The sequence below is a fragment of the Amycolatopsis sp. NPDC089917 genome (assembly GCF_040684635.1).
Lineage (GTDB): Bacteria > Actinomycetota > Actinomycetes > Mycobacteriales > Pseudonocardiaceae > Amycolatopsis.
Genome location: NZ_JBFBGL010000029.1, coordinates 49549 through 59366 on the forward strand (window position 1 = coordinate 49549; position 9818 = coordinate 59366).

At 70.4% G+C, this 9818-nt stretch carries 10 protein-coding genes; 3 read left to right on the plus strand and 7 right to left on the minus strand.

Going from position 1 to position 9818, the window contains the following annotated elements; all coding sequences use genetic code 11:
• Positions 1-63: 63 nt before the first annotated feature.
• The 5 genes from AB0N89_RS21790 to AB0N89_RS21810 form a co-directional block, all read right to left on the minus strand.
• On the minus strand, positions 64-1029 hold the full coding sequence (locus AB0N89_RS21790; RefSeq protein WP_364207124.1) for an SMP-30/gluconolactonase/LRE family protein: 966 nt from the start codon (positions 1027-1029) through the stop codon (positions 64-66).
• Between the two features lie 85 nt (positions 1030-1114).
• A complete protein-coding gene (locus tag AB0N89_RS21795) occupies positions 1115-2236 on the minus strand; it encodes a VanZ family protein (RefSeq protein ID WP_364207126.1) in 1122 nt (373 codons plus the stop codon).
• Positions 2229-2534 carry a hypothetical protein gene (locus AB0N89_RS21800; protein ID WP_364207128.1) on the minus strand — a complete coding sequence of 102 codons (306 nt, stop codon included), beginning with the start codon at positions 2532-2534 and terminating at the stop codon, positions 2229-2231. Before AB0N89_RS21800 ends, AB0N89_RS21795 begins: the two co-directional genes overlap by 8 nt.
• A gap of 96 nt (positions 2535-2630) precedes the next feature.
• A complete protein-coding gene (locus AB0N89_RS21805; RefSeq protein ID WP_364207130.1) occupies positions 2631-2804 on the minus strand; it encodes a hypothetical protein in 174 nt (57 codons plus the stop codon).
• A gap of 79 nt (positions 2805-2883) precedes the next feature.
• Positions 2884-3810, minus strand: coding sequence for a MurR/RpiR family transcriptional regulator (locus tag AB0N89_RS21810; protein WP_364207131.1), 927 nt, complete (start codon positions 3808-3810; stop codon positions 2884-2886).
• 135 nt (positions 3811-3945) lie between these two features.
• On the opposite strand from AB0N89_RS21810, the gene AB0N89_RS21815 reads away from it, so the two are divergent.
• Genes AB0N89_RS21815 through AB0N89_RS21825 form a run of 3 tightly spaced genes read left to right on the plus strand, consistent with a single transcriptional unit; the run spans position 3946 to position 6985 of the window.
• A complete protein-coding gene (locus AB0N89_RS21815) occupies positions 3946-5337 on the plus strand; it encodes an MFS transporter (RefSeq protein ID WP_364207133.1) in 1392 nt (463 codons plus the stop codon).
• On the plus strand, positions 5334-5774 hold the full coding sequence (locus AB0N89_RS21820) for a GAF domain-containing protein (RefSeq protein ID WP_364207135.1): 441 nt from the start codon (positions 5334-5336) through the stop codon (positions 5772-5774). Before AB0N89_RS21815 ends, AB0N89_RS21820 begins: the two co-directional genes overlap by 4 nt.
• The gene (locus AB0N89_RS21825; protein WP_364207137.1) at positions 5771-6985 is read left to right on the plus strand and encodes an amidohydrolase family protein; all 1215 of its coding nucleotides are present in this window, start codon (positions 5771-5773) and stop codon (positions 6983-6985) included. Before AB0N89_RS21820 ends, AB0N89_RS21825 begins: the two co-directional genes overlap by 4 nt.
• 10 nt (positions 6986-6995) lie before the next feature.
• Here the strand turns inward: AB0N89_RS21825 and AB0N89_RS21830 are convergent, their stop codons facing one another.
• The gene (locus tag AB0N89_RS21830; RefSeq protein WP_364207139.1) at positions 6996-8366 is read right to left on the minus strand and encodes an aldehyde dehydrogenase (NADP(+)); all 1371 of its coding nucleotides are present in this window, start codon (positions 8364-8366) and stop codon (positions 6996-6998) included.
• Positions 8363-9805 carry an amino acid permease gene (locus tag AB0N89_RS21835; RefSeq protein WP_364207141.1) on the minus strand — a complete coding sequence of 481 codons (1443 nt, stop codon included), beginning with the start codon at positions 9803-9805 and terminating at the stop codon, positions 8363-8365. Before AB0N89_RS21835 ends, AB0N89_RS21830 begins: the two co-directional genes overlap by 4 nt.
• Positions 9806-9818 lie beyond the last annotated feature (13 nt).

Genomic DNA, 9818 nt, shown 5'->3' on the forward strand with positions numbered 1-9818 from the left:
AGCCCGCTGCCAGGGGTAATGACTCGCGCGATCGGCAGGATCGACCCGATCGGGTGGTCGGCGTCAGAAGCGGCGCAGCGCGAACTCCCGCACCGACGTGTCACCGGCGAGCAGCGCGTCGAGGTGGCCGGTCAGCACCACCAGTCCGGCCGGGGTCTCCGCCGCGGTGGTCGGTTTCCCGTCCGGCCACGGGGTGACGATCCGCCGCTCGCCCGCGCTGCGCCAGTGATCGGCGGAAGTCAGCACACGGACCGCCTTCAGGCCCGGTGTGCCGAGGTCGTTGGTGACCGAGACGAGCGAGCCGTCACGGCGCAGGACGAGCCCGTCCCCTCCGATCAGCGGGCGCTCCAGCGCGACGGCGCCGATCTTCCCCGAGTCCATGTCCACTTTGAACAGCCAGCCCGAGGCGTACAGGACGGTGAGCAGATAGCCGTCCGGATGCCAGACGATGCCGTTGAGCCCGAACCCCTCGCTGGCGAATTCCGGGCTGGTGACGCGTGCGGTGATCCGGCCCCGCGGGTCGACGCGGAACAGCGCGTCGCCGACGGTGTCGGTGACATAAGCGTTCCCGCGCGGATCGACGGCGACGTCGTTGGCGGCGTGCTCGCCTCCACCGACGGCCAGGTCGACCAGCGCGATCCGCTTGCCCGTGCGCAGATCGAAGATCCCGAGCCCGGACTGGTGGTTCACCGTCGACGGTGTGGACCGTTCCCCGAGCCCGAGATCGCCGTAGGTGACCAGGATCCGGCCGCGGGCCGCGTCGACGGCGATACCGAAGACCGACACCATGCCGGGGTCGCTCACCAGGGTCCGGACGGTCCGGTCGCGCTGGACCACCGCGACCGTGCCGAACCGGACGGAGCCCACCAGGGCGGTCTGTCTGCCCGGATCCCAGGCGACCCCTTCCGGATAGAGGGACGGCGCGGTGACCTCCACCGACGCTCCCCCGGCCTCGGCGGGCGCGGTCCCGATCCCGGCGACGACCGTGGCGAGCAGCACCGGCAGGACCAGACGTTGACGTAAGCGCATTGTGTTTCCTCCCTGTCGCTTGTCGTCAACGACCCTGGCGCGCGGGCGGCGGCCCAACCAGGTCGTGCGGATCCTGTTACCGGGACTACCCGGCACCGCCGTGCACGTCGACGGTGGCGGGTGACTCCTCCGAGCCGTCGATCACCCGCGCGTCGACCATCCGCAGTCCGGCGAGGAGACCGGAGAGTCCTTGATGCCCTTGAGGCCTGATCGCGAGGATGCCGCTGACGAAGAACAGCAGGTTCGCCAGCGGCTCGAAGCCGCCGTTCACCGCGGACGCCAGGGTGAGCAGGGTGAAGTAGCCGCCGGAACCGGTCAGGAACCGCACGATCATCCGCCACAGGGCGGGTTTCCCGCCGTCCGGCCCGGCGGGGCGCAGCAGCACGACCCGCTGGCCGAAGCTGGCGCCGTTGCCCGCGAGCGGGATCGCGAACAGGAGGAGCAGCGCGGGAATCAGGGTGCCGATCAGCGCGGTGACGACGGTGTTCGGTTCGCCCGCCAGCAACGTCGTCACGATCCCTGCGGTGGTGCCGAGCAGGACGACCGAGACGACGTCGACGGCCATCCCGAGCAGACGGCGGCGCGCGGTGACCGGCCGCGGCGTCCCCGGCGGCGCGGAGGGTTCGTTGCCCGGCAGCAGCCGCAACAAGGGAGCGAGCCCGAAACCGACGGCGGCGCCGAGGGTGTTCATCAGCAGGTCGTCGACGTCGGCCAGCCGGTACGGGCATTCGAACAGGAACCAGACCCCGGTGAGCTGAGTGGTTTCGATGAACAGCGAGACCGCGAAACCGAGGGCGACGGTGGCGAGGAAACCCCGGCGGAAGAGGTGCCGCACGAACATGCCGAGCGGCACGAACAGGGCGATGTTGAAGACCGCCTGCTGGACGGCGGGATTGCGCAGGAACGCCCGGAGGCCGGCGCCGGTCTGCTCGCGGTGGATGTCGGCGACGAACTGGAACGGGCGCGGTTGCAGGTGACTGGACGCGTGCTCGGCGCACCACGACGCCGTCGTCTCGGGGATCGGCAGCAACGTGTACGTCCACAAGGACATGACGTAGATCAGGAAACCGAAGACCAGCAGAACCCGCCAGAACCCGAGTTCGCCGCGCCGCCGGTAGCTCGCGGCGACATACGGGACGGCCAGAAGGCCCGCGAGCACGAAGCCCGCGAACACCGCGATGACCGCGGAGATGGTCGGATCAGTCACTCGCGGAAGCTAACAACGGACGCTCCGGAGCACCCGTTACGCCACCTGGGCGAGTGACGGCGTCCGCCTGGGCGAGGGCTCGCTGATGCGCGAGCGCGGCGATGGCGAAGGTCAGATGGACGACGACCCAGTTCCGGTCTTCGCGGTGAACCCGTTGCAGAAGGTCGAGAGTGGCATCGCCCGGTGCACGGCCCTGACGGCAGGCGTCGATGTACGCCTGGGTCAAGTCGTCGACGTTCCTCCGGAATTCGGCGAAGGCGTCGGCGGGTTGGGCGTTGATGCAGAGGTCCACGGTCACGTCACTCAGCGTTCCATAACGCGACACAAAGTTACGACTTGACAGGTTCGGAATCACTCACGTGAGGTAGCCCCGCGCGCCGATCTGTGCTCTGCGTCACGCCGAGGCGAGTCCGGCGGGCATCCGGCGTTCCCGTTCGGCCGCTTTGGCCGCCTTCGCCTGACGGGTGACCGGGAAGCGCTGGTCGAGTTCGACCAGCAGCGGGGTCACCGCCATCAGTGCCAGCAGCGCGAGCCCGGCGTAAGCGCCCAAAGTCTCGAAGATCGTCATGTCTGCCTCCTCGTCCCCGTGCCGTCTGTTCCGGCGGCCTGGAACCAGGATCGCCCGCAGGCCGGGGCCGGCGGATCGGTCATCCGGCGGAGACGCCTCGACCGGTCGGCCTTTTCGGCACCGGCCGTTCGGCCGACCCGGGACGGCGGTGCAGCAGATCGAACCGTGACCACATGGCCTCGGCCGCCTCGATGGACTCACCGGTGCGGACCGGATCGACGGCGGCGAGCTGCGCGACGATGGCCTGGACCAGGCTCATGCCCGCGGTCAGCGACGGGAAGAAGGTCACGCCCTCGGCGGGCACCATCAGCACCTGCTCGACCGCGCCCGCCAGCGCGGGGCTGGCGGCGTCGGTGATGGCGAAGGCGCGGGCTCCCCTGGCCTTGGCCTCGTTCGCCGCGAGCACGGTGCTTTCGTACAGCCGCCAGAAACTGATCGCGATGAGCACGTCTTCGGAGGAGAGTTTCGCCGTGGCGTTGGCGAGTTCGGCGTCCCCGGCGGTGACCGCGTGGACGTCGTAACCGGCGAGCCGGGCGTTGTGCGCGAACGCGATCCCGACGGCGGCGTAACTGCCGTCGGCGATGACGAGCGTGCGGCGCGCCGCGGCGACGGCCTGCGCGACGTTGCGGATCTCGTCCTCGGCGAACCGCCGGTTGAGCAACGCGAGGCTGTCGAGGTCGCGGCGCAGCGACGCCGATCCGGGCGAGTCGACGTCCCGGTGTTCCTCGGCCACCTGCGGCGCGCTCAGCGAGGACATGTACCGCGCCCGTAATTCCTGTTGCAGCGCGGGCCATCCGGCGAAACCCAGCGCCTGCGCGGTGCGGGTGACCGTGGCGACGTTGACCCCGGCGAGCTGGGCGAGCTCGGCCGTCGAGCCGAACGACGCCCGGCGCGGTTGCGAGACCAGCACTTCGAGCACGGCGGCCGACTTCGGCCGCAGGCCGCGTTCCGGCGTCCGATCCCGAAGCCACGCCTCGAATCCGTCGTCGATTCCCGTCTCTGTCACGCACGCCCTCCCTCGACCGCGTCACGGTAACGCATCGTGCCCGGCGGACCACTTGCAACAACCATTGCAGTTTTGTCGAAACGCAGTATACGTTGTCCGCACTCCTCGTCGCCCGAACCACGGAAGGCGTTCCCCATGACGCTTCTGGCACGACTGGACCGGCTCCCGCTCAGCCGTCCCCACTACCAGCTCCTGCTCATCGGAGGGCTCGGTTACACCTTCGACGGCATGGACTCCGCCGTGGTCGCCTTCCTCCTGCCGAGTGCGAAAGCGGCCTGGGGCCTCGACAACGGGCAGCTCGGGCTGATCGGTTCGGCGACGCCGTTCGGCTTCCTCTTCGGCGCGATCGCCGCCGGCCTGCTGGGCGACCGCATCGGCCGCAAGAAGGTCATGATGTACGCGCTGGCCTTCTACGCGGTGTTCTCCGTCCTCGCCGCCTTCTCCCCCGACTACGAGATCTTCCTGGGCGCCCGGGTGCTGGCCGGGGCGGGCGCGGGCGCCGAAAGCGCGATCATCGCGCCGTTCCTGTCGGAGTTCGTCCCCGCCAAACGGCGCGGCTGGTTCGTCGGCGCGCTCGCCGGGTTCTTCTCGTTCGGATTCGTCATGGCCGCGCTCATCGGGCGGTTCATCGTCCCGACGGTGCCCGAAGGCTGGCGGGTCGCCCAGCTGATCACCGCGCTGCCGATCGTCATGCTGCTGTGGTGGCGCCGGTCCCTGCCCGAATCACCCAGGTTCCTGGTCGCGAACGGGCGTGACGCCGAGGCCGAGAAGATCGTCGCGAAACTGGAGCGGGACGTCGAGAAGGCGACCGGGCAGGAACTTCCGCCCGTCGCCGAAGCCGACGCCCAGCCCGCCAAGGAAACCCCCAAGGTCAACCTCTTCAGCGCGCTGAAGTTCCTGTGGAGCCCGGCGATGGCACGGCGCACCGCGGTGATCTGGACCGTCTGGTTCGTGATCACGTTCTCCTACTACGGCTTCTTCTCCTGGATCCCGACGCTGCTCGTCGAACGCGGGATCACCGTGACCAAGAGCTTCGAGTTCTCCATCATCATCTACCTGGCGCAGATCCCCGGGTACTTCTCCGCCGCCTGGCTTTCGGAACGGCTCGACCGCAAGCACACCATCGCGCTCTACCTCGCGGGCTCCGCGGTGAGCGCGTTCTGGCTGAGCCAGATGGACGCGCCGTGGTCGATCACGCTCGCCGGGGCGGTGCTGTCGTTCTTCCTCAACGGCACCTACGCCGGCGTGTACTCCTACACGCCCGAGGTGTTCCCGACCTGGATCCGCGCCAGCGGGACCGGGCTGTCCAGCGCGTTCGGCCGCGTCGGCAGCATCCTGGCCCCGACGATCATCGGCCTGTCGGCGGCGAGCCTCGGGTTCGCCGGCGTCTTCGGCCTGACCACCGCAGTCCTGGCGGCCGGGGTGGTGTGCGTGGTCGTGTTCGGCCTGTCCACCGCCGGCCGTTCCCTGGAAGAACTGACCGAACACGGCAAGCCCGTGGAGACCGCGAGGGAGATGACGAAGTGACCGTGTCACTGTCCACTGTGGAGGACAAGACCCGGGCCACCATCGGCGTACGGCTGTTCACCGTGCTGGCGTGGGTGCCCGAACGGCGAGCGCTGCGCCGGGTGCACAGCAGCCACCCGGCGGAATACCCGGTCGGCGGCGAGAAGACCGTCGAGGTGGCGGCGGGCTGGCTGGAGCGGTGCGTCACCGGGCAGGAGCCGTATTTCGGCCCGGACAGCGCGGCCGTGCGGGAGATCTTCGCCGACCACGAGCTCATCGACAGGCTCGGTTGCGGCGCGGTGATCAACGTGCCGGTGGTGGACGACGGCCGCACGCTCGGCGTGCTCAACATCCTCGACGCCGAGGGCAGCTACGACGACGATTCCGTCGCCGCGGCCCGTTCTCTGGCACCGTTGGCGGTCCCGGCACTTCGCGAGCTCCTGGAGGAAACCCGATGACCGGATCGCTGCTGCTGCGCAACGCCCGCCTGCTCGACCCGCTCACGGGCGAGTACACCGAGGGAGACCTCCGGTGCGCCGACGGCCGGATCGTCGAGACCGGCCCCGGTCTCGACGCGGGCGACGCGCGGACCGAAGATCTGCGTGGCGGGTTCGTGCTGCCCGGTCTCGTCGACGCTCACGTGCACGTGACCGCGTCGACCGCGGATCTGGGGTCGCTCCCCGCGTCGTCGCCGTCCTACGTGACCGCGCACAGCGCCCGCACCATGAGCCGGATGCTGGACCGGGGCTTCACCACGGTCCGGGACGCCTCCGGCGCCGACTACGGCCTCGCCGACGCGCAGGCCGAGGGCCTGTTCCGCGGCCCGCGCCTGCTGTTCTGCGGACGCGCGCTCAGCCAGACCGGCGGGCACGGCGACAGCCGCACCCGCGGCGCCAACGTCAGCGAGGACCATCCGTGCTGCGCGGGCCTCGGCCGGGTCGCCGACGGCGTCGACGCGGTCCGGGCGGCGGCACGCGACGAACTCCGCAAGGGCGCGCACCACATCAAGGTGATGGCTTCGGGCGGCGTCGCCTCCCCCACCGACCGGATCGACTCGACGCAGTACTCGGCCGAAGAACTGCGCGCGATCGTCGAGGAGGCGGAGTCGGCCAACCGGTACGTCGCCGCGCACGCCTACACCGCCCGCGCGGTGAACCGGGCGCTGGAACTGGGCGTGCGGTCGATCGAACACGGCAACCTGATCGACGACCTCAGTGTCGAGCTGTTCCTCCGGCACGACGCGTACCTCGTGCCCACCCTGGTCACGTACTGGGCGCTGAAGGAGGAAGGGCGCGAGCACGGGCTGCCGGAGTCCAGCTGGCGCAAGGTCGACGAGGTCCTCGGGGCGGGCATGGCCGCGCTCGAACGGGCCGCCAAGGGCGGGGTGAAGCTGGTGTACGGCACCGATCTCCTCGGCGGGATGCACCGGCACCAGAACCACGAGTTCCGGCTGCGCGGCGAGGTCCAGTCCCCGCTGGAGGTGATCCGCTCCGCGACGTCGACGGCGGCGGACCTGCTGAACCTGACCGGCGAGATCGGCACCCTGGCCCCCGGCGCGCACGCGGACCTGCTCGTCGTGGACCGGGATCCGCTGGAGGACCTCGGCGTCCTGGCCGAGCCCGGGAAGTTCCGGCACATCGTCCAGGACGGGACCGTGGTCTCCGCCTGACGCGTTTCGGTCAGGAGAAGCGCTGCGGGACGCCCCACGGGTTGTCGTCCCGCAGCGGTTCCGGCAGCAGGTGCGACGGCCAGTCCTGATAGGACACCGGCCGCAGGAACCGTTCCACCGCCGCCGTCCCGACCGACGTCGTCGCCGGTGAGGTCGTCGCCGGGAACGGGCCGCCGTGCTGCATCGCGGCGGTCACCGCGACCCCGGTCGGCCAGCCGCCCCACAGGATCCGCCCGCTGCGGTCGGCCAGCACCGGGCGCAGAGCCTCGACGTCGGCCGCCTCCTCGGGAAGAGCGTGCACCGTCGTCGTGAGCTGACCGGGCAACGCGGAAAGCACCGGCAGGACGTCCGGGAGCCGTGAATACCGCACGACGACGCCCAGCGGGCCGAAACACTCCTCCGCGACTTCAGGCACGAAATCCTCCAGATCGATCTCGAACAATCGCGCCCCGGCACCTCGGACGACCTCGCGCACGCCGGGAACCGAGGCCAGCCGGTCCGCACCGGCTTCGAACCCGGACTCGATACGGTCGTTCAGGAACGGCGCGGCCGGGATCTCGCGCAGCCGTTCCGCGACAAGGTCCGCGAAGGGGCCCGAGGACGGCGCGAACACCAGACCGGGGTTCGTGCAGAACTGGCCGTTGCCCAACGTCAGCGAACCGGCGTAGCCCGCGGCCAGCTCCCCGGCGTTCGCCTCGGCGGCGCCGGGCAGGACGATCACCGGGTTGACGCTGCCCAGCTCGCCGTGGAACGGGATCGGGACCGGCCGGTCGGCCGCGATCCGCGCCAGCGCGAGCCCGCCCGCCACCGATCCGGTGAACGCCGCGGCGGCGATCGCCGGATGACGCAACGCCTCCACACCGGCGGCTTCCCCTTCCACAAGGCCGAGAATCGCGCTCCACGACCCCAGGGCCTCTTCGATGACCGACGCCGTCCGGCGGGAAAGCTCCGGATGCCCGGGGTGCGCCTTGACCACCACAGGGCATCCGGCCGCCCACGCCGAAGCGGTGTCCCCGCCCGCGACGCTGAACGCGAACGGGAAGTTGCTCGCGGCGAACACCAGGACCGGGCCGACGGCGGTGCGATACCGGCGCAGATCCGGCCGGGGACCGGGCGGCCACGACGGATCGGCGCGGTCGATCCGGACGTCGTAGCTCAAACCGCTTTCGGCCGCGAGCCGCCGCAGCTGGAACGTCGTCCGCGCCAGCTCGCCCGTCAGCCGTTCGGTCCCCAGCCGGGTTTCCGCGTCGGCGATCTCGATCAGGAACGGCCCTGCCGCGTCGAGCGCGTCGGCCACGCCCGTGATCACTCCCGCCCGCGTCTCCGGGGACGTCGAGGCCCATTCGCCCGCGATCTCCGCGGCCTTCGCCATCTCCTTCATGCTTCCTCCCGATCCGGGTTCTCCGCCGAGTTCCGGAATCCGAACAGGGCGTACACCACCAAGCCGAGCACCATCCAGGCCGCGAACCTCAGCCAGGTCAACGCGTCCAGGTTCGCGATCAGCCACACCGCGAACGCCACCCCCACCAGCGGCACGACCGGGACCCACGGGGTGCGGAACGACCGCGGCAGATCCGGCCGGGTGCGCCGCAGCACGATCACGGCGATCGACACGACGACGAACGCGGCGAGGATCCCGATGTTCGTCAGGTCGGCGGCCTCCTTGATCGGCAGGAAACCGGCGATGAACGCCGAGCCGATCCCGACCGGCCAGATCACCCGCGTCGGCACCCGGCGGCGCGGGTGGGTGCGGGCGAAATAGCGCGGCAGCAGGCCGTCGCGGCTCATCGCGAACCAGATCCGGGACACCGCCAGCATGTTCGCGAACGCCGACGTCGTGATCCCGAGGATGCCGCCGACAGCGACGACCGTGCCCAGCCCGGCGAGGCCGACCGCGGCCAGCGCGCTGGAGAACGGGCTGTGCGTGTCGATCTGGTCGTAGCGCTGCATGCCCACCAGCACGATGGACACCAGCAGGTAGATCACCGCCGCGATGGCGAGCGAGACGATGATCGCTTTGGGCAGCAACCGTTTCGCCTCGACGCTCTCCTCCGCGGCTGCCGTCATCGCGTCGTAGCCGTACACCGCGAAGAACGTCGTCGCCGCGCCCGCGACCGCACCGCCGAGACCGTACGGCAGGAACGGGGTGAAGTTCCCCGCCGAGATGTGGAACGCGCCGGCGACCACGACCAGGGCCACGATGGCCAATTTGATCACCACCAGCGCCGTCTCGAACCGCGCGGACTGCTTGCTGCCCCGCGAAAGGACGAAAGCCAGCAGCAGGCACAGCAACGCGGCGAACAGGTCCACGCGATGTCCCGGCCCGGTTCCCGGCGCCCCGAGCATCCAGGACGGCAGGTCGAGGCCGACCTGCTCGACGACGTAGGACAGGTAGCCGGACACCGCGATCGCGACCACGGCGACGATCGCGGTGTACTCCAGCAGCAGATCCCAGCCGATCAGCCAGCCCGCGATCTCCCCGAGCGCCGCGTACGAGTACGTGTACGCGGATCCGGCGCGCGGGATGAGCCCGGCGAACTCCGCGTAGCACAGGGCCGCCGCCGAACTGGCGACGATCGCGATCAGGAACGAGATCATCACGCCGGGTCCGGCCTGCTGGTTCGCGACCACGCCCGCCAGCGAGAAGACACCGGCGCCGACCAGGCCGCCGAGGCTGAGCGAGACCAGCTGCCACAGCCCCATCGTCCGGGGCAGACCGCCGGGTCCGGCGTCTTCGGGGCCTTCGAAGGATTTCCGGCGGAAGAGCCCGGACCGGGAGAAGAGCTTGGCTTGAGGCCGGATCGTCGTTGATTCGGGCATGACAAATCCCTTC